The organism is Rhizobium sp. BK316 (assembly GCF_014193695.1).
Lineage (GTDB): Bacteria > Pseudomonadota > Alphaproteobacteria > Rhizobiales > Rhizobiaceae > Rhizobium.
On record NZ_JACHZR010000001.1, the window covers coordinates 1,285,904 to 1,310,799 of the forward strand.

A 24,896-nucleotide genomic window follows, 5' to 3' on the forward strand; every position below is an offset into this window, starting at 1 on the left:
GCCATGTTCGAGCCGGTTCTTCTCAAAAATATCGATGTGGCGGACGGTCATTTGGTGTCGACCTACGAGGCCGGCGGCGGCTACAAGGCGTTGGCGAAGGCGCTGCGCGAGTACACGCCTGACGAGGTTATCGACCTCGTCAAACGGTCCAACCTGCGCGGTCGCGGCGGTGCCGGATTCCCAACGGGCATGAAATGGGGTTTCGTGCCGAAGCGCACCGGCAAGCCGACATATCTGTGCTGCAACGCCGATGAGGGCGAGCCGGGCACGTTCAAGGACCGGATCGTCATGGAGCGCGACCCGCATCAACTGATCGAGGGGCTGGCGGTCAGTGCCTATGCGATTGGGGCCGAAACCGCCTATGTCTACATTCGCGGAGAATATGTGACGGCGATCCGTCGTCTGCAGCAGGCGATCGCCGAGGCCCACGCAAAGGGCTATCTCGGAAAGCGCATTCTGGGCTCGGATTTCAATTTCGCGGTACACATCCACTGCGGCGCCGGCGCCTATATCTGCGGCGAGGAGACTGCAATGCTCGAGTCGCTCGAGGGCAAGCGGGCGCAGCCGCGATTGAAGCCGCCATTTCCGGCCGTGGCCGGGCTCTATGCCAGCCCAACAGTGATCAACAATGTCGAGACGCTCGCTTGCGTGCCGCATATCATTATGCGGGGGGCGGACTGGTTTCGGGGCATCGGCCCGGACAAGAGCCCCGGCCCGAAGCTCTACTGCCTCAGCGGGCAGGTGCGCAAACCCGGCCTCTACGAGTTGCCGATGGGCATAGCGCTGCGCGAACTGGTCGAGAACCACGCCGGCGGCCCGCTGCCGGGACGCAGAATCAAGGCGGTGATCCCGGGCGGGGTCTCAGCGCCGGTCATACCGGAGCACGGGCTGGAGGTGAGGATGGATTTCGACTCGCTAGCTGCCGCCGGCTCGATGCTCGGTTCGGCTGGCGTCATCGTGATCGACGACTCGACCTGCATGGTCAAGGTTGCGACCCGGATCATCGAATTCTTCCATCATGAGTCCTGCGGCAAGTGCACGCCATGCCGGGAAGGATTGAACTGGGTCGTAAAGGTCCTGCGCCGGATTGAGGCCGGGGAAGGTGCTGCCGGCGATCTGGAGCAGCTCGAGATGCTCTGCAAAGGCATTTTCGGCAATACGTTTTGTGCCTTGGGCGACGGCGCGGCGATGGGATTGCGGGCCGCACTCGCGCATTTCCGCGATGAATTCGTCGCCCATATCGAGGAGCAAAGGTGCCCGTTCACGGAGGGAGCGCGCTGGGACGGGGCTGCGAGGAACTATGGTTAGCATTACGATCGATGGACAAACGCTGGAAGTTGAGGCTGGCTCGACAGTGCTGCAGGCCGCCCGGCGTTTGGGCATCGATATCCCGACCTTCTGCTATCTGAAGCGTCTGCCGGCGCTGGCCTCCTGCCGCATGTGCCTGGTGGAGATCGAGGGGCAGCGGCGGCTGCAGCCGTCCTGCGCCACCGCCGTCACCGAGGGAATGGTGGTGCGGGCGAATACAGCTCTGATCGAGGAAACGCGCTCTTCCATGCTCGATATGCTGCTCGCCAACCACCCCCTCGACTGTCCGATCTGCGACAAGGGCGGTGAATGCGAGCTTCAGAACATGGTGATGGCCTATGGCCCCCGCGAGAGCCGATTCCGCGATGACAAGCGTGTGTTCCACTCCGAGGACATCCGTCTGAGTCCGGTCATCATCATGAACGTCAACCGCTGCATCCAGTGCCAGCGCTGCGTCCGGATGTGTGAGGAGGTCGTCGGCGCGGTCGCCCTGGGTACCATCGAAAAAGGCATGGATACCGCCGTTACCGGCTTCGAGGGCAGTCTCGCGAGTTGTGATCAGTGCGGCAATTGCGTCGAGGTCTGCCCGGTCGGCGCGCTGATGAGCTTCCCCTATCGCTACAAGGCACGGCCCTGGGATCTCACCGAGACCGACACGGTCTGCCCGCATTGTGGCACCGGTTGCCAGCTGACGGTGGGCACACGCAAGGGCGAGTTCATGCGGGTGCGCTCGAAGTGGGACGAGGGGCTCAACCGCGAAACGCTCTGCGTTCGGGGACGCTTCGGCCTCGATTTCGTCGCGAGCCGGGACCGGATCAAGCGGCCGATGATCCGTCGTGATGGCGCCCTGGTTCCGGTTTCCTGGGATGAGGCTGGGGACTATCTGCGCCGGCGGCTATCGGCGGTCGAGGGCAAGGCTGCCGGAGGGCTCGCCTCGCCTCGCCTCCCCAACGAGATGCTCTATCAGTTTCAGAAGCTGATGCGGACGGCATTCTATACCAACAACATTGATTGCTCGTCACGCTGGTCTACGCCCTTCGATACGCTCGGCCCGCTGCTGGCAGCCTTCAACAGCCGCGCACCGCTGGACGACGTGATCGGCAACGACTGCGTGCTTGTCGTCGGCGGCAACGTCACCGAGGAGAACCCGGTCACCGAATACCTGCTGCGGGATGGCGTGCGGCGGCGGGAGACCAGATTGCTCATGCTCTCGGCGCGGCCGTCCCGTCTGGATGCCGATGCCAGGATGGTGGTTCGCGTGCTGCCGGGCGGAGAAGCGGCGAGCCTTGCGGCGGTGGTGGCCGGTCTCGCAGCGGCAGTTGGTCCGGCTTTGCCTGCCGACGTTCTCGCGGGCATCGGCGCGACAATTGGCAAACCGGTGGCGGAAACCGGCATTGACGGGCCGGGTCGTCTGGCAGCCGTGCTCAAGGAAGGCCGCAGCGTCACCGTGCTTGTCAGCGTCGACCTCCTGAGATCACCCGAAGCGCGCGCGACGCTGCAGCAGATCAATAACCTGCTGCAGGTTCTGCGCCTGCTCGGCAAGGGCCTGGCGATGCAGTTCCTCTTCGACCGTGCCAACCAGATGGGCGCCTGGGACATGGGAGTTCTGCCGGCGGCTCTGCCGGGGCTGCGGGCGGTCACCGACGATGTGGCGCGCACAACTCTTGCGCGGAACTGGGGCGCCGAAATCCCGTCTGAACCCGGCGCGGATCTCGATGCCATTCTGGAGCTCTGCGTCGGCGGACGGATGGGCGCTCTCTACGTCGTCGGAGCCGACCCCCTGATCGCCTATCCCGACAGGGATTTCGTGAGGCGGGCGCTTGGCGCCGCCGATCTCCTGATCGTGCAGGACGCCTTCCTCACGGATACGGCGGGCCTTGCCGAGGTCGTCCTACCCACGGCAGGTTACGGCGAGGAAACCGGCACGTTCACCAACAACGAGGGCCGGACCCAGACGGTCCGCAAATTCCGCGAACCCGCCTTCGAGGCGCGGAGCAACCTGGCGATCTTCGATTTCGTCGCGGCGCTTCGCAACCAGGCACTGCGCCCGTCGACGCAAGGCGAAATTTTTGACGAGATCGCACGGCTGGTTCCAGCCTATCAGGGATTGACGCAGCACGCGCTTGGTGCCGACGGCGTATTCACCAAGGCAGTGCCCACGCCACCGGCGGCCAAGTTCTTTGCGCCGCCGCCCGTCCCGGCAGCAGCCGACCGGCTCATGCTGATCACCGGCGACTGCCTGTTCCACAACGGATATCTTTCCGAACGGTCGGACACCCTGAACACGGTCGCCAATGATCCCTATGTCGCGATGAGCGCGCAGGATACCGCAGAGCTTGGCCTTTCGGATGGCGATCAGGTCATTGTGCGTTCCGCCCAGGGAGAACTGACGGCGCAGCTCAAGGTCGATAGGCGGTTTCCCAAGGGTCTCGTCTTCGTTCCGGAAAACTATAGAGCCTTGCGTCTCAACGGCCTGATGCGGCGGGGCGAATACCCATGCCCGGTGGAGGTTCAGAAGGTGCATGCCACTCTTGAGGTCGACCGCCCGAGCAGGATCTGGCGTGGGGTTTGAAGATTGGGGCCGAAGCACCGCAAGGCCCCCGAGCAAGCTGCCCTGCCCCAGCGTCTTCGCATCAAGCTGGCGACGTCAGTGATACCTGGTCCCGCAGATGTAATCCTGCAGATCCTGCTCTGTGCGCTGCGCTTCCTCGAGCCTGTGTTTAACCACGTCGCCGATACTGACCACGCCGACAACGTCGCCACCATCCAGGACCAGCACATGACGCGTGCGCCGCTGGGTCATGATCCCCATCGCGACGGGTAGCAAATCCCGTGTCGAACAGGTCGCCACGTTGCGGTTCATGATATCCGCGACCCGCATCATCGCCGCCTCGGCCCCGTATTCCGCCACCGCATTGCAGCAATCCCGCTCCGATAGCGAACCGAGGTATTCGTCGTTCGATCGGCTGACGACGACGAAGCCGATATTGTTGTCGCGAAACAGCCTCAAGACTTCCACCATCGTCTGATCGGGTGCCACCGTGATGACACCGACACCCTTGTTTTTCATGATCTCGCCGACAAGCATCTGAGCCTCCTGTCTGCGCGCTCCGGCTCGACGGATGGCGCGCGTTCACGTTCGCCGGATATTCCGCCACCAGTTGTAGCCCTGCGTCTCTTTCGTCTCGACCAGCACGTCCTTCCTTGTATTCAGGCGCGCGGCAACCACGCCGCCGCCGGTTGCCGCCTTGCCCGGCTTGGCGAGCAGGTCGTCGCGCCCGATCACCAGGTCGGCTGAGGAAAAACTCGAAAATTCGTACTGCTGGCCAAGCTTAATTGCATCCGCTGGGCAGGCGTCCTCACACAGCCCGCAGAACAGGCAGCGAGCGGTGTCGATCTCGAATTTGGCCGGGTGCCGGTTGCCCTTCTCGTCCTCGTAGGGGACGACTTCGATGCAGTCGCAGGGACAGATCCGCGCGCAAAGTTCGCAGGCCACGCACTTGATCTCGCCCTCTTCATCACGCGTCAGGAAGTGATGCCCGCGATAGCGTGAGTAGGGTAGCCATTTTTCCTTGTCCGGATACTGCATGGTTACGGTTCTGGAGAACAGGTAGCCGAAGGTCAGAGCCAACGCATTCGCCAGATCGGCGAAGAACGCCCAGCCAATCCATGTTCCAACTCTGTCCTGCGCGTGCGACATCGCCGCCTCGCTACGGAGCCGCTATGGCTCCTAAAAGTACACCGGTTATAATTATGTTCGCCATCGACAGAGGAAGCAAGACTTTCCATCCGATCGCCATCAGTTGGTCGTAGCGGTAGCGGGGGAAAGTGAAGCGGAACCAGATAAATACATAGACGAAGAATGCGACCTTAAGCACAAACCAGAGAAGTGGTGGCAAGGGGATCAGGACACCGTTCCAGCCGCCGAAAAACAGGATCACCACCAGGACCGACACCAGCAAGACGATGGCATATTCGCTGACCATGAAAAACGCAAAGCGGATACCGCTGTATTCGGTATGGAAGCCGGCCCCCAGATCACCCTCCGCTTCCGAAAGGTCAAAGGGAATACGCTGCGCTTCAGCCAATCCGGCGACGAAGAATACGAAGAAGCCGACCGGTTGGTAGACGATGTTCCAGACATCGGTTTGCGCCCGCACGATGTCGAGCAGGCTCATGGACTGCGCCAACATGACCACCCCGATCACCGCGAACCCCATCGGAATCTCGTAGCTGATCATCTGCGCGCAGGTCCTGAGGCTGCCGAGGACCGCGTATTTGCTGTTAGCGGCCCAGCCACCGAAGATGACACCATAGACCTCGATCCCGATCACGGCAAAGACGAAGAGTAACGCCACATTCATGTTGGAGACGTAGAGCGTGATCTCGGCGCCAAGGACCGAGATGCTTTCGCCGAAGGGGATCGCGACGAACACCACAAAGGGCGGGGCGAGCGCCAGGACTGGCGCCAGTTTGAACAGGAAGCGATCGGCCTCGGCCGGAATGTGGTCCTCTTTGGTCAAGAGCTTTATTCCGTCCGCCACCGGCTGCAGCAGCCCGTGCCACCCGACACGCATCGGCCCCATCCGCTGCTGGATGTGCCCGGCGATCTTGCGTTCCAGCCATGTCAGCGGCAACGGCAGCAGCAGCAGGATCGCAATCAGAAACGCGACCTTGAAGACAATCAGGCCAAGGGCGACGATAAGTTCCATGATCCGCGGCCACTTATTCATCGGGTTGAAGCGCGCGACCGGACTTTGGCTCCTGTCGGGCTACATGGTACAATGGCCACGCACCTCATACAATGCCATCGCAGTTATGTCGTCGCGATCGTCTCTTTGTCTTTCCCAATCTCGAAGCGAGCCGAACACGCATCCAACAACACCCGCCTTTTTTGCACCGGCGACCTAAGGATCCGCCTCCAGAAAGGCTCGGGCAAAGCCCGGCTGCGCGGAATCAATTGTCCCGTCGGGCAGTTTTAGGAGTCGCTCGAAGGCAATGCCATAGAGCCGCAGCCGCTCCTCGAGCATCCATACGGCTTCGTCGACATTTCCTCGTTCGGCCGTGCGCGTGGCCTGATACATCACGTCCCGGAAGATCAGCCTGAGCTGTAGCAGCATTTCGGCGAAAGCCTCCGGATCAGGCACGTCGAGCACCCCTTCTTCACTCCCTTTCCTGAGAAGATCGGTGAAGATCGGCATGGCAAGTTCGCGGCCCGCCTGGTCGACACGATGGAAGAGCGCGATATTCTCCGGCCGGAAGAGCACCGAGAACGTCTTTCTGAGCCGCGGAGCAAGCTCGATGTTCAACTGTCGCGCCCCGGAGAAAAGCGCGTTGATCCTGCCGATTGCGTCGAGCGACGGGTCTTCGAGCAGGGGCCGCAGTTCGGCGATGCTGTCGCGGGCAAGACGTGCCGCCAAAGCCTCCAGCAAGGCCTCCTTCGATACGAAATAGTGATAGAACGCCCCTTTCGACAGACCGGCTTCGCGGATGATGTCGTTCACGGTCGTATTGTCGTAGCCGCGCTCGAAGAACAGACGCTGGGCGCAGTCGAGAAGCTCGGCAGATCGTATCTCCGGCTGTTTGATCACTCTGGGCAAGACAGTCCTCGCTTCATGCGTGTCGCGCAATGGAAGCATGATCCGCTTCTATATGCAATATTTATAGACCGACGGTCGGTCTAATGATAGGTTTTTGGCAATGAAGAACCGAATGGAGCGTTTCGTGAGGCCTTTGCGCTGGATTGCCGGCATTGCGATGGTTGTCGCAGTGGCTGGCGCCGTCGCCTGGTATATCTTGCGGCCGGCAGCGATTTCCATCGCGACGCCCATGCGCGGCGACGCAGCGGAGATCGTCTATGCGAGCGGTGTCGTTGAGCCGCGCATCTGGGCCAAGGTAGCGCCGGTGGTTCGCGAGAGGATCGTCGAACAATGCAATTGCGAAGGATCGAGGGTCGCGAAAGGCGACGTGCTGGCCCGACTCGATGACAGTGAAGCGAGGGCTACTCTCGGCGAGCTCGAGGCGCGGCAGGTTCTCGCGCAGCAGGAGTTTCAGCGCCAGACCGCGCTTGCGGAAAAATATGCGGCGAGCCAGCAGGAGGTCGACCGCGCCCGCAGCGAACTGTCTCAGGTCCAGGCGTTGCTTGTCGCCCAAAAGGCTCGACTCGAATCCCATATATTGCGCGCACCCAGCCCCGGCGTGGTCTTGAGGCAGGATGGTGAGGTCGGCGAGGTGGCCGAACTCGGCAGCGTGCTGTTCTGGGTTGGCGAGCCACGGCCGCTGCTCGTGGTCGCAGAGGTCAACGAGGAGGACATTCCGCGGGTGGCGGTGGGGCAGCGCGCGCTTCTCAGGGCCGATGCGTTCCCCGGACAAAATCTCGAGGCGGTGGTCGACAGCATCACGCCGAAGGGCGATCCCATGACGAAGACCTACCGCGTCCGTTTTCGCCTGCCGGACGACACGCCGCTTCACATCGGTATGTCGACGGACGTCAATATCGTCATTCGCGTGTCCAAAAATACGCTTCTGGTCCCGTCCGTGTCGATCGAGGGAAACAAGCTCTTCGTCGTTGAAGGGGGCATGGCGCGACTGCGCGAAATCCAGACGGGCATTCGTGGTATCAATGGCATCGAGGTACTTTCTGGTCTTGACGAGAAGGCCCGGATCATCTCGCCCTATCCGGCCAACCTGGCCGATGGCGCGCGGGTGACGATTGCCGCGCCACAGGAGTAAGCCCATATGCCGCTTATCCTCGACATCGCCGTTACGCATATCGTCGGCCGCGGCCGCCAGACGGTCGTTGCCGTGCTCGGGGTCGCGGTCGGCGTCGGATTCTCCATCGCGATGGCAGCGCTGATGCAGGGCGGACAAGACGACTTCATCAGGCAGCTTGTCGACACGATGCCGCATGTCGACATTACCGACGAACATCGCACGGCGCGCCGCCAGCCAGCGGAGGATGTCTTTACGAGCGTTGCCATTTCGGGGCTGAGACCACGCGACGACCGCCGTGGCATCATCAACCCGACCGCCGCGACCGCCAGGCTCGAGAGTTGGGTCCCCGGCCGCTTTGCGGAGAGCCTCAAGGCGCAGGGCGTGATCCGCTATTCCAGCCGCGAGGTGGGGGCGGCGATCATCGGCATCGACCCCGAACGCGAACCGGGCGTGTCACCGATCGTCGAGGACTTCGTGAAAGGCAGCTTTGCGGCATTGACCGCAGGCGGCAACAACGTTGTCATAGGCGAGACAATGGCGGGCCGGCTCGGCGCCGGGCTTGGCGACACGATCACGGCAGTCTCCTCCGAAGGCCTGACCCGCGACTTTAAGATCGTCGGCCTGTTCCACACCGGCACCACGGCGCGGGATGAAGGGGAAGCCTATCTCCTCCTGAAGAATGCCCAGATCCTGTCTGCCCGGCCGAACGCCATCAACGAGATCCGCATCAAGCTCGACGATCCGAACCACGCGCCCGACGTCGCGCGTCGTGCCGAGGCGGAGCTTGGCTACAAGGCCGTTGCCTGGCAGGAAGCAAACGAATCCATCCTCGAAGCGCTCGTGGTGCGCAACGTCATCATGTATACGGTGGTCGGCGCGATCATGCTGGTTGCGGGCTTCGGCATCTACAACATCATCTCCACCATCACGCATGAGAAGGCGCGCGACATCGCCATCATGAAATCGCTTGGCTTCCCTGAGTCGGATATGCGCCGGATGTTTCTGCTTGAGGGCATGGCGATCGGGGCGGCGGGTTCGGCAATCGGCTGTGCCTTCGGCCTTTCGATGACCTATGCGCTGTCCCTTATCCGGTTCGAAATCGCAGCAACCGGCCAGGAGATAACGCGGCTGCCGATTGCCTGGAGCACGCTCCACTATGTCATTGCCTCGGCTTTTGCGCTCGGCTCGGCGGCGGTGGCGGGATATCTGCCGGCGCGCCGTGCGGCACACTTGAACCCCGTCGAGATCATCAGAGGGGCGACATGAGCGCCCTCGTCGAGACGGAGAAACTGACGCGCATTTTGCCGGAGACGGTACCTGTCACGCTCGTCAAGGACGTGACGCTTTCCATAGGCGAGACGGAATTCGTCGCCGTCACCGGCCCGTCCGGATCCGGCAAGTCGTCGTTGCTTTACCTGCTCGGGCTGCTCGACAGGCCAACCGATGGAACGCTCACCATCGGCGGCCGCGACACCGGGCCGATGACGGAGCGGGAGCGGGCGGCGACCCGGCTTTCGATGATCGGCTTCGTGTTCCAGTTTCACTTTCTGCTGCCGGAATTCACCGCGCGGGAGAATGTCGAGATTCCGATGCGGAGGCTCGGCCGATTGGCGCGGCCCAAGATGCGCGAGCGGGCCGGTGAGTTGCTCACATCCCTGGGGCTGGGCGAGCATCTCGACAAGCGGCCCGACCAGCTCTCGGGCGGCCAGCGTCAGCGCGTCGCCGTGGCACGCGCACTCGCCAACGATCCACCGCTCATACTCGCCGACGAGCCGACTGGAAGTCTCGATAGTAGGAGTTCCGAACAGGTCTTCGCGACCCTCGAGAATCTGGTACGCGAACGCGGGAAGACGGTAGTGGCGGTAACTCACGATCTCGACATGGCGGCGCGCATGGATCGCCGCATCCATATCGTCGACGGAAAGATCGATCTGCTGCCGGAACTGCCGCATTTGCAGGCTTAACAGCCCGAGTTGCAGCGAGACGGGCTCGGCTCGTTATGGCGTCAGGTAAAAGGACCACCGGTCGCACTACGATCGAGATAAGCCCTGAACGGGCTGAGGCGGCGGTTTTGCGGCCACCGACCAGAACGGAGCTCCAGCGTTTGCATATGAATCACGGCATCAGATAGAACTTCTCGTAAGCTTATTCCCGTGGTCTTCCCGCCTGAAGCGGGATCAGGTTGCCGATTTCCATCGGGAACGGGAATATGATCGTCGAACTCTTTTCGCTCGCGAGAACGTTCAACGTGCTCAGATAGCGAAGCTGCATGGCCTGCGGCTTGCGGGCGAGGATCTCCGCCGCCTCGAGAAGCTTTGCTGCCGCCTGCTGCTCGCCCTCTGCATTGATAACCTTCGCCCGCCGCTCCCGCTCGGCCTCCGCCTGGCGGGCGATGGCGCGGATCATCGATTCGTTGATATCGACATGCTTGATCTCGACATTGGCGACCTTGATGCCCCACGCATCCGTCTGCGCGTCGAGGATTGCCTGGATATCGCTGTTGAGCTTGTCGCGTTCTGCAAGCATCTCGTCGAGATCATGCTTGCCGAGCACTGAGCGCAGCGTCGTCTGTGCGAGCTGGCTGGTGGCGGCCATGAAGTTTTCCACCTGGATGGTCGACTTTTCAGGATCGATGACCCTGAAATAGATCACCGCGTTGACGCGAACTGAAACGTTGTCTCTGGAAATAACATCTTGGCTCGGCACGTCGAGTACCCGGGTGCGCAGGTCCACTCGTATCATCTGCTGCACGTAGGGAAAGAGCAGGATCAGGCCCGGTCCCTTGACGCCGGTGAAGCGGCCGAGTGTAAAAACGACGCCGCGCTCATATTCGCGCAGGATCTTGATCGCCGATCCGATGATGAGCAGCAAAATGAGGATGACGACGCCATAAAAGGCAAAGCCCACGAACATGCTCATGATTTCCTCCTGCCTTTGAATATTTTCTGCCCTACCTTTCCTGCCGCTGGCGAGCGACTTCGAGCGTCAGGCCTTTGCGGCCGGTAACCTTGATTTCGTCGCCGCTGGACAGTGGTTCGGCGGCGATCGCTCTCCAGCGTTCGCCATGTGCGATCACGTAGCCCGTCATATCTTCCCAGCTCTGAACCTTGCCGGAAAGACCGATCATCTGCTCGGCTCCCGTAGCCACGTCGCGCCGGCGCGATGTGAAGGCGAGAAACGCGATCAGAAGGCTGAGCGCCGAGATTACAATGGCGATGGCGCCCAGCATCGGCCATGAGACGCTGAAGCCCGGTATGTCGGTGTCGAACAGAATCGCCGCACCCAGCACCAAAGCCAGTCCGCCGCCTATGCCGAGCGCGCCGAAAGACGGCGAGTGCACTTCTGCGACGGTCAGGCCCACGCCCAATACAATCAAGCCGACGCCGGCATAGCTGACTGGCAGCAGGGCGAGCGCATAGAGGCCAAGCAGCAGGCAGATGGCGCCGATCGTTCCGGGCAAGAACGTTCCCGGCGCGAGAAATTCAAAGATCAGTCCATAGATGCCGATCATCATCAGAATGAGAGCGATGTTCGGATCGGTGATCACCGAAAGCAGACGGATCCGCCAGTCCGGCTCGAACGCCTCTATGGCAAGGCCTGCCGTATCGAGCCGCACGTCAGCCTGGCCGATTCTCACCACGCGCCCTTGCGCCTGGGCCAGAAGGTCGGCGGGGCTGGCGACCATGAAATCGATGACGTGTTCGCGCAGGGCCGCGGTCGCCGAAAGGCTGGCCGCCTCGCGCACCGCGCGCTCAGCCCAGTCGGCATTGCGGCCCCGCAGTTCCGCAAGCCCGCGGATATAGGCCACGGCGTCGTTGACTGCCTTGGCCTCCTCCGGACTGCGCGGTGCCTGCCGCTTGTTGCCTTCCGGATTGGTCTGATCGTCTCCCGTGCCTTTGTCCGGCGGTCGGCCGAGTGCGATCGGCGTTGCGGCACCGAGATTGGTGCCAGGCGCCATTGCCGCGACATGACTTGCATAAAGGATATAGGTTCCGGCGCTGGCGGCACGCGCTCCGGGAGGCGCGACGAAACCCGCGACCGGTACCGGCGACGCAAGGATCGCGCGGATGATGTCACGCATCGACGTGTCGAGACCGCCCGGCGTATCCATCTGCAGAACAACAAGCACCGCCCCGCGATCGGCGGCATGCTGAAGACCGCGCTTGATATAGTCAGCCGTCGCCGGACCGACGGCACCATTCAGCTGAAGGATGATCGCGACCCGATTGGACTCCCCCTGCGCCGCGATGGCACCAAATGCCGGTATCAGGCCCAGCATCAGGGCAAGCACTTGCGATATTCTTCGCCAGAACCTCGAATGCCATGCCAATTTTCGCCGATTATCCATAGGCGGGAATATATAGCGGCACGGTCAAACGGTAAGACCGGTCGATTGGGCTAGCGCCCGTCGAGACGCAGCGCGTGTTCCAGTCGTCGATGTCGATGGAGGTCACACGGGGTAGGGTTTTGAGCTGCTGTTTAAGCAAGCTGCCGTTTTTTTAATAGGGAAGAAGCTAAGGTACGCCCATTCGACGCTTTGATGATAGCAGCACCTGAGGCCTCGCTACTCGACGTCTGGCGCAGTTGATGGGATACGTGCCGCCGTACAGCGGGCAAGATTCTACTTCGCATCAATGACTTCCTACACATAGGGATGGAGGGCGTTGGAGACCGATGTTTTGCATCTGATTGCTTTACTGTCGACCGCCGACGGGTCCGGCAGCGGTTCGCAGTCTTGAGAGGTGGTCGTGGAAGACCAGTCGAGCGCGCGTCAGGCAGCGGATAAACCACCCGCCAACACTCTCGCGGGTCGGAAAGCGCCGAAAAATGATCAGGAATGAACGGCTCCGTCGATTCGAAGCTCCTCACGAATCACAATCGCACCTCTGCCGGCCACAACGAAATGCAAAGCTGAAGCGATTGTCCTGCATGGCACAGATGCCTTACTTGCATGCCGGACGTCCGGCATATAAATTGGCCCAATGCTTGATCGTTCATCCCAATCTCCGACACATATTCCTACGGACGCACTAAGCGAAGTTCTACAGGACTTTCGCCTGAGTGGGGTCAACTACGGTCGTTGTGAGCTGCGCCATCCATGGAGCATCGCCTTTCCGCAGCAACAGCTGCTTCGCTTCCATTTTGTCAGTGAGGGGCCATGCTGGGTCCATACCGAAGCCCAGGGATGGCAGGAGTTACAAGACGGCGATCTGGTGTTGTTGCCACAAGGTGTCGAACACCGACTGGCCAGCAAGCCTGATGTTGTCGGGGACTCGCTTAAGAGCTGTCACGTCACCAAGTTGGGGGGCAATGTCTGCGAAGTGGTGCATCAAGGAACAGGAGCGACGAGCACCCTGTTCTGCGGTTCCATGGCTTTGGGTGCGAATGCCCTCAACCCTTTGATCGCTCTGATGCCACCGATCATCAAGGGCTGTGATGTTGCTGGCAATGATCCGATCGTCGGCCCTCTCCTCGCCGCCATGACGGCAGAGGCATCGCAGCCCCAGATAGGCAGCGCCACGGTCTTGTCACGCATGGCGGATGTACTCGTCGCGCGGCTTATTCGCTGCTGGGTCAATTGCAGCGGAGCCTCGACCAGCGGCTGGCTCGCCGCGATCCGTGATCCTCATATCGGTCGTGCGCTGGCAGCCATGCACCGAGATCCCGGCCATGACTGGACGCTTGAGACCCTTGCTGGCGTGGCAGGTCAATCGCGCTCGATCTTCGCGGAACGCTTCAGCGCCATATTGGGGGAAGGCGCGGCACGCTATCTCGCCCGTCTGCGCATGCAGCTTGCACGAGAGTTACTCGGTCAAAACATGTCGGTTGCCGAGGTCGCTTCTCAGCTGGGTTATGAATCTGAAGCTTCTTTCGCTCGCGCCTTCAAGCGCATCACCAGTGTTTCACCTGGCGTTGTGCGCCGCACCATTTCCGGACGAACGGACATAGAATTCGGACTTTAGGGCACATATCATCCTGAAAGACTCCGCTATGAAGACCTTCAAACCTTGGAGGTACTTCAATGACGGACACAACATCACAGCTTGACGGCCCCGCGATTGACCTCGATTCTGCCGTTCCGAGTGCATGGAGCCCCACTACCTGGCTTGCCGTTATTTCAATGGCAGCCACAAGCTTTGCGCTGGTGTCAGCTGAATTCCTGCCGGCAGGCCTGTTGACGCCAATGGCGCGTGACCTTGGCATCAGCGAGGGAACCGCCGGTCAGGTTGTCACCGCCACCGCGTCTGTTGGCGCGGTGACGGCGTTGTTGAGCAATGTTCTGATCGGCAAACTGAACCGGAAGACTGTCCTGGTTGGCCTAAGTGCCTTGGCTATCGGCTCCAATCTTCTGGCCGCGCTCGCGACCGATTTTTGGCTATTGTTGTTGGGCCGAGCCGGGCTGGGCGTGGCGCTAAGTGGTTTCTGGGCGCTTTCAGTTGCCGTTGTGGCGAGATTGGTTGGCACCAATGCGACAGGTCGGGGCATGGCTATAGTCACCCTCGGTGTCTCTCTCGCCACCATCGCTGCACCATCGATGGGTGCTTTGATCAGCGATTGGCTCGGCTGGCGTACCGCCACAGGTATGACGGCAGGGCTCGCAGCGGTTGCGATGCTGCTGCAGATACTCAGCTTGCCGACACTACCCGCAAGCACAAGCAACAGTCTTTCTGACGTCTTCCGGCTGACGAAACGGCGCACTGTTCAACTCGGAATGCTTGCCATCCTCTTGCTGATGACCGGACATTTTGCCGGCTCGGTCTACGTGCGGCCCTTCCTCGAACAAGTGACGCTCCTTGGCACGGGGCCGATTGCCTTGGCGCTCCTCGGGTTTGGCATCGCCGCTGTGATCGGCAATGTCGCCGGCGGCCGACTGGCAGACGCCAATATCCACATGGCACTCGCTGTCACCGGCGTATTGATGGCGTTTGCGGCTGTTGCTCTCGTGCTCTGGGGTGCACATAGCGGCATCGCGTTTGCCCTGGTTACACTTTGGGGTTTAGCTTTTGGGATGGCTCCGGTGGTATTGCCTACTAACTTGTCCCGGGGCGCAGGGGATGCCTTGGAGGCTGCTGGCAGCTTGATGGTCGTTTCGTTCCAGGTCGCCATCAGCATGGGTGCGGTGTTTGGCGGCTACATCGTCGATCAGCATGGCGCTTCCGGGCCGTTGATCATTACCGCCCTCTTGGCGGCATCGACCATCGTCCTGGCGTTGCTGCAGCCCCGCAGCTGACTCTTAGGGTCCCAGCGAAGGTGAGCAGAGGCCGCCGCCGAATGGTCAATGCGCGACGGTGGCTTCAGCCGATCAACGCTTCGGCATCGCGACGCCGGCATCACCGGCTTTGTGACATCGCCATCACTCCCGCCACAAGACCTTGACCGCCAGCGTGGCGGCCGAAGTACGCTTTTCCACGGCGAGCTTGTTGAAGATCTGCTCCATGTGCTTGTTCACCGTCCGGGGCGACATGTCGAGAATGTCGGCGATCTCCTTGTTCGACTTGCCGTGTGCGACCCAGAGCAACACCTCGGCCTCGCGCAGCGTCAGGCCGAAGGCCTTGACGAGCTGTTCCTCGTCGGTGCCACGGTGACGGTCGACGAGCCTGAGCAGGATTTCCCCATCCTGGCTATGCGACAACAGGCGGAACTCAACATCCTGGGAATGACGCGAGTAGCGCAATGCCTGCGGCAATGGCGGTCCGTCCTGGGATTTCGGTTCACTCAGCCAACCGGCCACCTCCCACGGCAAATAGGCACCGGCATCGGGCCGCACCCCGACCCGCAGGAGCAATTCGCTGGCTTGTGGCGTCGACCAGCCGATGCGGCCGTTGCCGTCGCAGGCGACGATCCAGCGTCCGGTGGAATCGAGCGCGTTGCGGGCTGACCGGGCGCGCCTGGCATTGCCGAGATGCACCCGCATCCGGGCGAAGAGCTGGTCGAGCAGGATCGGCTTGCTGACGAAATCGACGCCCCCCGATGCAAGCGCCTTCACCACATGTTCACTTTCGTTGTATCCGGTCATGAAGATGATCGGCAGGTCCTCGAACCCCCGCGCGGCCTTGAGGATCTGGCAGGTCTCGAACCCGTCCATGCCCGGCATGATCGCATCCATCAGGACAATATCGGGGACTGTCGTGTTAGCAAGCGTGATCGCCTGCCTGCCGCTGCTGGAGACCACCACGTCCATGCCCTCGAGGCTCAGAGCGTCGGAGAGCATGGCGAGCGCTTCGGGGGAGTCGTCGACGATCAGGACTTTGCTGCAATCGGACGTCTCAGGCATTGTTCTTGGTCTCCTCGATTACGGCGAGGAAATCGCGCAGGCGATAACTCGTGGCCAGATGACGCATGTGTCTACAAAACCGCACGGTTTCCGGCGCGGAAACTTCGAGATCGTTCAGCATGGCCTCGATCGAGCGGACAAAACCCGTCTGGCCGAGGGTGCGCAACTGGCGCAGCTTCTGCCTGTCCGGTAATTCCGCATCCAGGAAGCGCGGCGGCACCTCGACCTCCTCCGGCCGACCGTCGTCATAGGTCCAGCTCAATGGAACGAGCGCTGCCAGTCGTTCGAAGAGTTCCTCGAAGCCGAAGGGCTTGATCAGGTAGGAATCGTAAAGGTCCGTGTACTCGGGCCTGGTTCGCTCGGTGCCGGCATCGGCGGACAGGATGAGGATCGGCAGGTCGCGGCCGAGACGCTGCCGAATCCGCCGGGCCACCTCCCAGCCGGACATCGTAGGCATAGCAACATCGAGGATGACGATGTCGGGGCGATGAAGCGCCAATTGCGACAGGCAGGCAGGTCCATCAGTCACGGTGATGACCGAGAAGCCCATCGGCACCAGGACGTCCTCCATCAGCGCCCGCTGGACCGGATCATCGTCGGCGATCAGCACCGTCCGGCGCGGACCTTCATACCCGATGATGGCAAGTGCCAGTCCCGCCATGTCGTCCGGCTTGGCCGCCGAAGACAGCATGAGCCGGATGGTAAAATGTGTGCCCCTCCCGGGCGTGCTTTTCAGGGTAAGCTCGCCGCCCATAATCTCCACCAGCAATTTGGTGATGGTCAGGCCAAGGCCGGTGCCGGGCGGACTGATGTGTCCGACCGCAACCTCGGCACGCTCGAAAGGGAGAAATATTCGCTCGATATCGCTCGCCTTTATCCCGACGCCGGTATCCTGGACCTCGAAGGTCGCCACCTGCCCGCGATAGGACAGGCTGAAGCAAACTCTGCCGGCATGGGTAAACTTGATGGCGTTGGAGAGCAGGTTGATAAGCACCTGGCGCAGCCGCTTCTCGTCGGTGTAGACATAGTCGGGCATGGTCGAGGTCGAGCGAAATTCGAAGCTGATGCCCTTGGCCTGCGCCTGGAGGCTGAACATGTCCACGATCTGATCGAGGAAGGGGCCGAGCGCGATCTTGTGGCGGTAGATCTCCAGCTTTCCAGCCTCGATCTTGGAAATGTCGAGCAGCCCCTCAATCATGTCGGCCAGATGCTCGCCGCTTCGCTTGATGGTACGCGCGGCATTGTGGACATAGCCGGGCATGCTCTTCTGCCGCTCCAGCAACTGGGCATAGCCGAGAATGGCGCTTAGCGGCGTGCGCAGCTCGTGGCTGAGGCCCACCACATACTTGCTCTTTGCGACGTTGGCGGACTCGGCCGCCTCCTTGGCCTTCTGCAGCAGCCTGTCGGTCTCCTCGTGCGCCTTGATCTCGTCCATGAGCAGGCGCGTGTGACGGCGCGATTCCTCCTCGGCGAATTTCCGGCTTTCCTGGGCCAGCACGAAAAGCCAGACAATGATGCCGGAGATGATGAAGACGATGATGAACAGTTTCCACAACACCGCCGAGATCGGCCCGGCCGGCAGTGACCGGTCGATTGTACTCTGGAAATAGATCAGCCAGAATAGCACTCCGATCAGTAGCGTGACCATCGTCAGGATGGCGGCATAGCGCATCAGCCGGCCCTCCACCCAAACCGCAAAACGGGCCGGCAGCAGAGCGGCGGCGGCGCTGCGTGCCTGGTCCATGAGCCGGGCATCGGTCTTGCAGAGATCACCGCAACGGGCATCGAGCGAGCAGCAAAGCGAGCAGATCGGCCCGGAATAGACCGGGCAGCCGGCCATGTCCTCGCGGTCGAAGCTGTGCTCGCAGATACAGCACTGGATCATCGGCTGATTGGCCCAGTCAGCCTTGGTTTCCCGGGCTATATAGTAGCGACCGCGCGTGGCGGCCGCGATCAGCGGTGCCAACACGAAGGCCGAGGCAAGCGCCACGTAGATGTAGGCCTGAGCCAGGAAAGTGCCGAAGAAACCGAGATAGGCGAGAAGGCCGGCGAGATCGGCGATGCACATGGCACCGAAGCCTGCCGGATTGATGTCGTAGAGGTGGGCGCGCTTGAACTCGATGGCGGCCGGCGACAGGCCCATCGGCTTGCTGACCACGAGATCGGCGACGATCGCCGCCATCCAGGACACGGCGACGATGGCGTAGAGGCCAAGCGTCTGTTCGAGTGCCTTGTAGACGCCGAATTCCATCAGCAGCAGGCCGAGCAGCACGTTGAACACCAGCCACACGACGCGGCCCGGATGGCTGTGGGTCAGGCGCGAGAAGAAGTTGGACCAGGCGATCGAACCGGCATAGCTGTTGGTGATGTTGATCTTGACCTGGCAGACGACGACGAAGATGCCGGTCAGCCCCAGGGCCAGTTCAGGCGAGACCAGCATCTCGCGAAAGACGCTCAGATACATCTGGGTAGGGTCGGCGGCATCGGCGAAGCCGACCCCGTGCTGAAAGGCGTAGAAGGCCAGGAACGATCCCGCGAGAATTTTCAGCCCGCCGATCAGGATCCAGCCGGGGCCGGCGAACATCAGCGCCGCCCACCAACGCAGCCGGTTCTTTCGGTCCTCGCGCGGCAGGAAACGCAGGAAATCGACCTGTTCCCCGATCTGCGCGACCAGCGAGAACAGGACCGCAGAGGCCGCGCCGAAATGGGCGAGATCGACAGAGCCATCCGGCTGGCCCCACAGGCCGGTATAGCCAGTCCACTGGCGCACCGAGACGTGGCTTTGCGCGGCGATGAAGATGAAGGGTGCGAGCTGGAGCACGATCCAGAAGGGCTGGCTCCACGCCTGAAAACGGCTGATGAAGGTCACTCCGTGCGTCACCAGCGGGATGATCAGCAGTGCGCTGGCGATATAGCCGATCGACAGCGGCAGGCCGGTGCAGAGCTCCAGCGCGGTCGCCACGATCGCCGCCTCGATGGCGAAGAAGATGAAGGTGAAGGTGGCATAGATCAGCGAAGTGACCGTCGACCCGATATAGCCGAAGCCTGCGCCGCGGGTGAGAAGATCGATGTCCACGCCGAACTTGGCGGCATTGTAGGCAATCGGTATCCCCATCAGGAAGATAATCGTGCAACTGACGAGGATTGCCGCGACCGCGTTGGGGAAGCCATAGTTGAGCGTAATAGATCCGCCGATCGCCTCCAGCGCCAAGAAGGAAATTGCGCCGATCGCTGTGTTGGCGATGCGGCCGTTGGAGAAACGACGCACGCGATAGGCGGTGAAGCGCAGCGCATAGTCTTCCAGGGTCTGGTTGGCGACCCATTTATTGTAAGTCCGGCGATTTCTCGGGATCCTCTCCGCTGTGGTCACGACAGGTCACTCCGCGGGGTTGCAGGCCCGTCCGCCGTATGAGGCGCGTCCCGAATTCGCTGCAACTGCAAAGCAAGAAACGTTCCAGCCACGTCGCCGCGCAGCGAAAGTGGCCGAAACCATTTGCCGCCGACCGTCATTTCGGGATTCGGACCGTCCTCTTTTTTCAATAAATTCAATCCTCCGATGTCTTCAAACCGTCATTTGGCCCGATGCTAGGGGGAAAATGGGCAAGGACAAATACGTCAAACGCTCCATTGTTGCGTTGCAGCACCGCCGCAACACTCGCGTCAGTTGGCCGGATCGAGCCAGCACCTTCCGAACACAAGCGAAATGAGGCTCTGCCATGAAGGACGAACCATCGAAAAGACTGATGCCCGTGACCCGCAGGACGCTGCTGGCCGGCATTGCCGCAATGCCTTTCCTCACCACGGGCGTCGTGCCGGTTGTGGCCGCCGACTATCCGACCGCCGCCGTCAACACGACGGGGCTCGCCGTCACCGACGATACCGTCAAGGTCGGCATCCTGCATTCCGTCACCGGCACGATGGCGATCAGCGAGACCGGTTCGGTCCAGGCGGAGAAGCTGGCAATCGAGCAGATTAACGCCATGGGCGGCGTGCTCGGCCGCAAGATCGAATTCATTCAGGAAGATGGCGCTTCCGATTGGCCGACCTTCGCCGAAAAGGCCAAGAAACTGCTTGTTCAGGACAAGACGGCGGCCGTCTTCGGTTGCTGGACGTCCGCCTCGCGCAAGGCCGTGCTGCCGGTCTTCGAACAGTATAACGGCATGCTCTATTACCCGACCTTCTACGAAGGCCTCGAGGAGAGCCCGAACGTGATCTACACCGGCCAGGAGGCGACCCAGCAGATTCTCGCCGGTATCGACTGGGTGGTGAAGGAAAAGGGCGCCAAGTCCTTCTACCTGCTCGGTTCCGACTATATCTGGCCGCGCACCTCCAACAAGATCGCCCGCAAACATATCGAGAAGCTCGGCCTCGAGGTCGTCGGCGAGGAATATTATCCGCTCGGTCACACCCAGTTCAATTCGGTGATCAACAAGATCAAACTGAAGAAGCCGGACGTGATCTATGCGATCGTGGTCGGCGGCTCGAACGTCGCCTTCTACAAGCAGCTGAAGGCCGCGGGCATCGACCTGTCCAAGGAAAAGCCGCTTCTCCTGACGATTTCAGTGACCGAGGACGAAATCCTCGGCATCGGCGGCGAGAACATGGCCGGTGCCTACGCGATGATGAAGTATTTCCAGAGCCTGGAGAACGACAACAACAAGCAGTTCGTCGCCGAGTTCAAGAAGATGTGGGGCGACAATATCGTCATTGGCGACGTCACCCAGGCGGCCTATCTCGGCCCTTGGCTGTGGAAGGCCGCCGTCGAGAAGGCTGGTTCCTTCGATATCGACAAGGTCAAGGCCGCGTCGCCGGGCATCGAACTGACCACGGCGCCGGAAGGCTACGTCAAGATCCACGAGAACCATCACCTCTGGTCGAAAGCGCGCGTGGGCCATGCCCAGCTCGATGGCCAGTACAAGGTGGTCTACGAGACGACCGGCCTGATGGAACCGAACCCCTTCCCCGAAGGCTATCAATAAGCCTCGCCTAGCGCCGCCCCGCCTGACTGCCCGGGCGGCGTCCCTTTCCTTCCATCCTCAATTGCGAACGGCGAGGCCGCGATGATTGGCGACTATACCTTTGGCGAGTTCACTTCGATTTTGGCCATGCAGGGCTTCGCAGGCCTCAGCCTGTTTTCCGTCTTCGTGCTGATGGCGCTGGGTCTTGCGATCATCTTCGGCCAGATGGGCGTCATCAACATGGCCCATGGCGAATTCATGATCCTTGGTGCCTATGTGACTTATCTCTGCTCCCATCTGGTGACCGAATATGTGCCGGTGTTGTTTCCGGTCTATTTCTTCGCGGCCATGGCGCTCGCCTTCTGCACTTCCTTCGGGCTCGGCGTGCTTGTCGAGTGGGGCTTGATCCGGCATCTCTATCGTCGGCCGCTCGATACCTTACTTGCCACCTGGGGCCTGTCGCTGATCCTGCAGCAGGTCTACCGCTCGGTCTTCGGCGCCCGCGAAGTGGGCGTCACCCTGCCGGACTGGATGATGGGCTCGGTCGCGCTGACCGACATGATCGAGATCCCGATCAACGGCCTGTTCGTCATGGGTCTGACCATCCTGATCGCCTTCGCCGTCTATCTGATGATGGCGCGCTCCACCTTCGGCAAGCAGGTGCGTGCCGTGCTGCAGAACCGGGTGATGGCCGGCGCCGTCGGCATCGACACCAAGCGCGTCGACCGTATGACTTTCGGGCTCGGCTGCGGCATCGCCGGGATCGCCGGTTCCGCCTTCACCATGATCGGCTCGACCGGGCCGACCGCCGGCCAGCTCTATATCGTCGACACCTTCCTGGTGGTCGTCTTCGGCGGCGCCGGCAGCCTGATCGGCACGATCGCCTCCGCCTTCACCATCTCCCAGGCCCAGTCGACGATGGAATTCTTCATGAGCGGCTCCATGGCCAAGGTACTCACGCTGCTCACCGTCGTCGGCATCCTGATGCTGCGCCCGCAAGGCCTGTTCACGCTCAATATCCGCCGCTGAGGAGTACCGAACCATGACCTCCGAGACTTTTCTGTTCAAGCAACGCGAATGGGTGGCGCTCGCCGTCCTGGCCGCCCTGATCCTCCTCGTCCTGCCCGCCACCGTCGATGTCTTCCGGCTCAACCTGGTCGGCAAATACCTGACTTATGCCTTCGTCGCGCTCGGCCTCGTGCTCTGCTGGGGCCTTGGCGGTATCCTGAGCCTCGGCCAGGGCATCTTCTTCGGCCTCGGCGGCTACTGCATGGCGATGTTCCTGAAGCTGGAGGCCTCGACCCCGGAGGCGACGAAGATCCAGTCGACGCCTGGCATTCCTGATTTTATGGACTGGAACCAGGTGACCGAACTGCCCTTCTGGTGGCAGCCGTTCCATTCCTTCGGCTTCACGCTGATCGCAATCGTCGCGGTACCGACCGTGTTTGCCTATGTCATTGGTGCCGCGATGTTCAAGCGGCGGGTCGGCGGCGTCTATTTCGCCATCATCACCCAGGCGGTGGCCGCGATCCTCACCATCCTGATCATCGGTCAGCAAGGCTATACCGGCGGCGTAAACGGCATCACCGACCTGCGCACGCTGCTTGGCTGGGATATCCGCACTGACGAAGCCAAATTCGTGCTGTATTTCGTCAATGCGTTGCTGTTGATCGGCTGCCTGGTTCTCGCCCAGTTCGTCCGGGTATCGAAATTCGGTCGGTTGCTGGTTGCGATGCGCGATCGCGAGGACCGCGTGCGCTTCTCCGGCTATGACGTGTCGAACTTCAAGATCTTCGTCTTCTGCCTGGCGGCCGCCTTTTCCGCCATCGGCGGGGCGATGTTCACCCTGCAGGTGGGCTTCATGTCACCCTCCTTCGTCGGGATCGTGCCGTCGATCGAAATGGTGATCTTCTGCGCGGTCGGCGGTCGCCTGTCGTTGTTCGGCGCGGTCTACGGCGCGCTGCTCGTCAACTTCGCCAAGACCTCGTTTTCCGAGAGTTTCCCCGAACTCTGGCTGTTTGCCATGGGCGGGCTGTTCATCGCCGTGGTCATGACCTTCCCCTTCGGCCTTGCCGGGGTCATCCGCGAGCATGTCGAGCCGGCGCTGTTGAAATTCACCCGGCGCGTGGCGCTGCTGCGCCCCGGCGCCGCGGCTGCGTCATCCTCCTCGAAGTGAAAGGCCAAGGCGATGGACCCGAACGCACCTGCCGACTTCCTCCTGAGTGTCGAAAGCCTCACGGTTTCCTTCGATGGCTTCAAGGCGGTCAACGACCTTTCCTTCTATGTCGATGAGAATGAGATCCGCGTGATCATCGGTCCGAACGGCGCCGGCAAGACCACCGTGCTCGATCTAATCTGCGGCCGCACCAGACCGACCGAGGGCTCGATCCGCTTCAGGGGCCAGGAACTGACCGGCATGCGGGAGCACGAGATTGTGCATGCGGGCATCGGCCGCAAATTCCAGAACCCGTCGATCTACGAGGACCTGACGGTGTTCGAGAACCTCGAACTCTCCTTCCCGCGCGGCCGCAACGTGTTCGGCGCGCTGTTCTTCCGCCGCGACGCCGAGGTGCGCGACCGGGTTGAGGAGATCGCCAAGATGATCTTCCTTAAGGACCACCTGAGCACCGAGGCGGCGATCCTCAGTCACGGGCAGAAGCAATGGCTGGAGATCGGCATGCTTCTGATCCAGAGCCCCAAGCTCTTGATGCTGGACGAGCCGGTTGCCGGCATGAGCATCGCCGAGCGCAGGAAGACCGCGGAACTCCTGAACACTATCATCCGCAACCAGTCCGTGATCGTCATCGAGCACGACATGAAATTCGTCGAGGACATCGCCCACCGGGTCACGGTGCTGCACCAGGGACGGGTGCTCTCCGAGGGGTCGATGGAGCGCGTCAAGAACGACCCGAAGGTCGTTGAAGTCTACCTCGGCCATTAGGAGGATGCCATGCTCACAGTCGAAAACCTTCACGTCGCCTATGGCCAGAGCGAGGTCATCCATGGCCTCGACCTCACCGTCGCGGCTGGCGAAATCGTCGCCATCATGGGCCGCAACGGCATGGGCAAAACCACGCTGATGAAGTCGCTGATCGGCATCGTGCCGTCCAGCCGAGGCATGATCCGCATCGCCGACCGGTCAATCGAGACGCTCGAAAGCTACCAGCGCGTCGGCGCGGGCCTCGCCTATGTGCCGCAGGGCCGCATGATCTTCTCGGCCATGACCGTCAGGGAGAATATCGAGACCGGTCTCACCGTGACGGGTGAAACCACCGTGCCGGACCAAATCTACGAATTGTTTCCGGTGCTGCTGGAAATGAAGGGGCGGCGCGGCGGCAATCTCTCCGGCGGCCAGCAGCAGCAGCTGGCGATCGCCCGGGCGCTCGCCTCTCGGCCGAAAGTGCTGATCCTCGACGAACCGACGGAAGGCATCCAGCCGTCGATCATCAAGGAGATGGGGCGCACACTCCGCCGTATCCGCGACGAGATGGGCCTTTCGATCCTTGTTTCCGAACAGGTGCTGAGCTTCGCCCTCGACATGGCCGACCGGGTGCTCGTCATCGAAAAGGGCCAGATCGTCCACGAGTCCCCGCGCGCCGGCATCGACGAGGAGAAGGTCTCCGCCTTCCTCTCCGTCTGAC

General features: G+C 61.6%; 20 protein-coding genes. 12 read left to right on the forward strand and 8 right to left on the reverse strand.

Annotated features, from left to right (window positions below; genetic code table 11):
• The first annotated feature begins 3 nt into the window (after positions 1–3).
• Positions 4–1,308: an NADH-quinone oxidoreductase subunit NuoF gene (gene nuoF, locus FHT87_RS05770; protein WP_183800185.1), complete on the forward strand. Its 1,305-nt coding sequence runs from the start codon at positions 4–6 to the stop codon at positions 1,306–1,308.
• On the forward strand, positions 1,301–3,880 hold the full coding sequence (gene nuoG, locus FHT87_RS05775; protein WP_183800188.1) for an NADH-quinone oxidoreductase subunit NuoG: 2,580 nt from the start codon (positions 1,301–1,303) through the stop codon (positions 3,878–3,880). The genes nuoF and nuoG overlap by 8 nt, the downstream gene beginning before the upstream one ends.
• Before the next feature lie 75 nt (positions 3,881–3,955).
• Here nuoG and FHT87_RS05780 read toward each other — a convergent pair whose 3' ends face one another.
• The 4 genes from FHT87_RS05780 to FHT87_RS05795 all read right to left on the reverse strand — a co-directional run bounded on the left by FHT87_RS05780 (position 3,956) and on the right by FHT87_RS05795 (position 6,899).
• On the reverse strand, positions 3,956–4,396 hold the full coding sequence (locus FHT87_RS05780) for a CBS domain-containing protein (protein WP_183726230.1): 441 nt from the start codon (positions 4,394–4,396) through the stop codon (positions 3,956–3,958).
• 45 nt (positions 4,397–4,441) lie between these two features.
• Positions 4,442–5,008, reverse strand: a complete 567-nt coding sequence (locus tag FHT87_RS05785; RefSeq protein WP_183726232.1) for an NADH-quinone oxidoreductase subunit I — start codon at positions 5,006–5,008, stop codon at positions 4,442–4,444.
• Positions 5,009–5,018: 10 nt separating this feature from the next.
• Positions 5,019–6,020, reverse strand: coding sequence for an NADH-quinone oxidoreductase subunit NuoH (nuoH, locus tag FHT87_RS05790; RefSeq protein ID WP_183726234.1), 1,002 nt, complete (start codon positions 6,018–6,020; stop codon positions 5,019–5,021).
• A gap of 195 nt (positions 6,021–6,215) precedes the next feature.
• Positions 6,216–6,899 (reverse strand): helix-turn-helix domain-containing protein, encoded by a 684-nt coding sequence (locus FHT87_RS05795; protein WP_348649358.1) that lies wholly within the window; start codon positions 6,897–6,899, stop codon positions 6,216–6,218.
• Between the two features lie 166 nt (positions 6,900–7,065).
• Here FHT87_RS05795 and FHT87_RS05800 point away from each other — a divergent pair, with 166 nt between their 5' ends.
• Genes FHT87_RS05800 through FHT87_RS05810 form a run of 3 tightly spaced genes read left to right on the forward strand, consistent with a single transcriptional unit; the run spans position 7,066 to position 9,986 of the window.
• On the forward strand, positions 7,066–8,040 hold the full coding sequence (locus FHT87_RS05800; protein ID WP_246699589.1) for an efflux RND transporter periplasmic adaptor subunit: 975 nt from the start codon (positions 7,066–7,068) through the stop codon (positions 8,038–8,040).
• Positions 8,041–8,046: 6 nt separating this feature from the next.
• Positions 8,047–9,288 carry an ABC transporter permease gene (locus FHT87_RS05805; protein ID WP_183800196.1) on the forward strand — a complete coding sequence of 414 codons (1,242 nt, stop codon included), beginning with the start codon at positions 8,047–8,049 and terminating at the stop codon, positions 9,286–9,288.
• A complete protein-coding gene (locus tag FHT87_RS05810) occupies positions 9,285–9,986 on the forward strand; it encodes an ABC transporter ATP-binding protein (protein ID WP_183800199.1) in 702 nt (233 codons plus the stop codon). The genes FHT87_RS05805 and FHT87_RS05810 overlap by 4 nt, the downstream gene beginning before the upstream one ends.
• 181 nt (positions 9,987–10,167) lie before the next feature.
• Here FHT87_RS05810 and FHT87_RS05815 read toward each other — a convergent pair whose 3' ends face one another.
• Both FHT87_RS05815 and FHT87_RS05820 read right to left on the reverse strand, forming a co-directional pair.
• Positions 10,168–10,941 (reverse strand): slipin family protein, encoded by a 774-nt coding sequence (locus FHT87_RS05815; protein WP_183726244.1) that lies wholly within the window; start codon positions 10,939–10,941, stop codon positions 10,168–10,170.
• Positions 10,942–10,972: 31 nt separating this feature from the next.
• Positions 10,973–12,301: a nodulation protein NfeD gene (locus FHT87_RS05820; RefSeq protein WP_246699565.1), complete on the reverse strand. Its 1,329-nt coding sequence runs from the start codon at positions 12,299–12,301 to the stop codon at positions 10,973–10,975.
• 703 nt (positions 12,302–13,004) lie between these two features.
• Here FHT87_RS05820 and FHT87_RS05825 point away from each other — a divergent pair.
• Both FHT87_RS05825 and FHT87_RS05830 read left to right on the forward strand, forming a co-directional pair.
• Positions 13,005–13,985, forward strand: a complete 981-nt coding sequence (locus tag FHT87_RS05825; protein WP_183800205.1) for an AraC family transcriptional regulator — start codon at positions 13,005–13,007, stop codon at positions 13,983–13,985.
• 59 nt (positions 13,986–14,044) lie between these two features.
• Positions 14,045–15,253, forward strand: coding sequence for an MFS transporter (locus tag FHT87_RS05830; protein ID WP_183726250.1), 1,209 nt, complete (start codon positions 14,045–14,047; stop codon positions 15,251–15,253).
• A 123-nt stretch (positions 15,254–15,376) separates the two neighbouring features.
• On the opposite strand, the gene FHT87_RS05835 is transcribed toward FHT87_RS05830, so the two are convergent.
• Positions 15,377–16,297 carry a DNA-binding response regulator gene (locus tag FHT87_RS05835; RefSeq protein WP_183726253.1) on the reverse strand — a complete coding sequence of 307 codons (921 nt, stop codon included), beginning with the start codon at positions 16,295–16,297 and terminating at the stop codon, positions 15,377–15,379.
• Positions 16,290–19,667 carry an ATP-binding protein gene (locus FHT87_RS31485; protein ID WP_183726255.1) on the reverse strand — a complete coding sequence of 1,126 codons (3,378 nt, stop codon included), beginning with the start codon at positions 19,665–19,667 and terminating at the stop codon, positions 16,290–16,292. The genes FHT87_RS05835 and FHT87_RS31485 overlap by 8 nt, the downstream gene beginning before the upstream one ends.
• A gap of 346 nt (positions 19,668–20,013) precedes the next feature.
• Between FHT87_RS31485 and urtA the strand changes: the two genes are divergently transcribed.
• The 5 genes from urtA to urtE all read left to right on the forward strand — a co-directional run bounded on the left by urtA (position 20,014) and on the right by urtE (position 24,895).
• Positions 20,014–21,276: an urea ABC transporter substrate-binding protein gene (urtA, locus tag FHT87_RS05845; RefSeq protein ID WP_183800207.1), complete on the forward strand. Its 1,263-nt coding sequence runs from the start codon at positions 20,014–20,016 to the stop codon at positions 21,274–21,276.
• A gap of 81 nt (positions 21,277–21,357) precedes the next feature.
• The gene (gene urtB / locus FHT87_RS05850) at positions 21,358–22,284 is read left to right on the forward strand and encodes an urea ABC transporter permease subunit UrtB (RefSeq protein WP_183726259.1); all 927 of its coding nucleotides are present in this window, start codon (positions 21,358–21,360) and stop codon (positions 22,282–22,284) included.
• A gap of 13 nt (positions 22,285–22,297) precedes the next feature.
• Positions 22,298–23,431 carry an urea ABC transporter permease subunit UrtC gene (urtC, locus tag FHT87_RS05855; RefSeq protein ID WP_183726261.1) on the forward strand — a complete coding sequence of 378 codons (1,134 nt, stop codon included), beginning with the start codon at positions 22,298–22,300 and terminating at the stop codon, positions 23,429–23,431.
• Between the two features lie 12 nt (positions 23,432–23,443).
• Positions 23,444–24,196, forward strand: coding sequence for an urea ABC transporter ATP-binding protein UrtD (urtD, locus tag FHT87_RS05860; protein ID WP_183726263.1), 753 nt, complete (start codon positions 23,444–23,446; stop codon positions 24,194–24,196).
• 9 nt (positions 24,197–24,205) lie between these two features.
• Positions 24,206–24,895 (forward strand): urea ABC transporter ATP-binding subunit UrtE, encoded by a 690-nt coding sequence (urtE, locus tag FHT87_RS05865; RefSeq protein ID WP_183726265.1) that lies wholly within the window; start codon positions 24,206–24,208, stop codon positions 24,893–24,895.
• Position 24,896 lies beyond the last annotated feature (1 nt).

What these genes read in the sequence shown, in the direction of transcription:
- urtE (WP_183726265.1), top strand. Translation starts at nt 24,206, where the DNA reads ATGCTCACAGTCGAAAACCTTCACGTCGCCTATGGCCAGAGCGAGGTC.
- FHT87_RS05785 (WP_183726232.1), bottom strand. Translation starts at nt 5,008, where the DNA reads ATGTCGCACGCGCAGGACAGAGTTGGAACATGGATTGGCTGGGCGTTC.
- FHT87_RS05835 (WP_183726253.1), bottom strand. Translation starts at nt 16,297, where the DNA reads ATGCCTGAGACGTCCGATTGCAGCAAAGTCCTGATCGTCGACGACTCC.
- nuoF (WP_183800185.1), top strand. Translation starts at nt 4, where the DNA reads ATGTTCGAGCCGGTTCTTCTCAAAAATATCGATGTGGCGGACGGTCAT.
- FHT87_RS05800 (WP_246699589.1), top strand. Translation starts at nt 7,066, where the DNA reads ATGGTTGTCGCAGTGGCTGGCGCCGTCGCCTGGTATATCTTGCGGCCG.
- nuoH (WP_183726234.1), bottom strand. Translation starts at nt 6,020, where the DNA reads ATGGAACTTATCGTCGCCCTTGGCCTGATTGTCTTCAAGGTCGCGTTT.
- FHT87_RS05810 (WP_183800199.1), top strand. Translation starts at nt 9,285, where the DNA reads ATGAGCGCCCTCGTCGAGACGGAGAAACTGACGCGCATTTTGCCGGAG.
- FHT87_RS05805 (WP_183800196.1), top strand. Translation starts at nt 8,047, where the DNA reads ATGCCGCTTATCCTCGACATCGCCGTTACGCATATCGTCGGCCGCGGC.
- urtA (WP_183800207.1), top strand. Translation starts at nt 20,014, where the DNA reads ATGAAGGACGAACCATCGAAAAGACTGATGCCCGTGACCCGCAGGACG.
- FHT87_RS05820 (WP_246699565.1), bottom strand. Translation starts at nt 12,301, where the DNA reads ATGCTGGGCCTGATACCGGCATTTGGTGCCATCGCGGCGCAGGGGGAG.
- nuoG (WP_183800188.1), top strand. Translation starts at nt 1,301, where the DNA reads ATGGTTAGCATTACGATCGATGGACAAACGCTGGAAGTTGAGGCTGGC.
- FHT87_RS05830 (WP_183726250.1), top strand. Translation starts at nt 14,045, where the DNA reads ATGACGGACACAACATCACAGCTTGACGGCCCCGCGATTGACCTCGAT.
- FHT87_RS05825 (WP_183800205.1), top strand. Translation starts at nt 13,005, where the DNA reads ATGCTTGATCGTTCATCCCAATCTCCGACACATATTCCTACGGACGCA.
- urtB (WP_183726259.1), top strand. Translation starts at nt 21,358, where the DNA reads ATGATTGGCGACTATACCTTTGGCGAGTTCACTTCGATTTTGGCCATG.
- FHT87_RS05815 (WP_183726244.1), bottom strand. Translation starts at nt 10,941, where the DNA reads ATGAGCATGTTCGTGGGCTTTGCCTTTTATGGCGTCGTCATCCTCATT.
- urtC (WP_183726261.1), top strand. Translation starts at nt 22,298, where the DNA reads ATGACCTCCGAGACTTTTCTGTTCAAGCAACGCGAATGGGTGGCGCTC.
- FHT87_RS05780 (WP_183726230.1), bottom strand. Translation starts at nt 4,396, where the DNA reads ATGCTTGTCGGCGAGATCATGAAAAACAAGGGTGTCGGTGTCATCACG.
- urtD (WP_183726263.1), top strand. Translation starts at nt 23,444, where the DNA reads ATGGACCCGAACGCACCTGCCGACTTCCTCCTGAGTGTCGAAAGCCTC.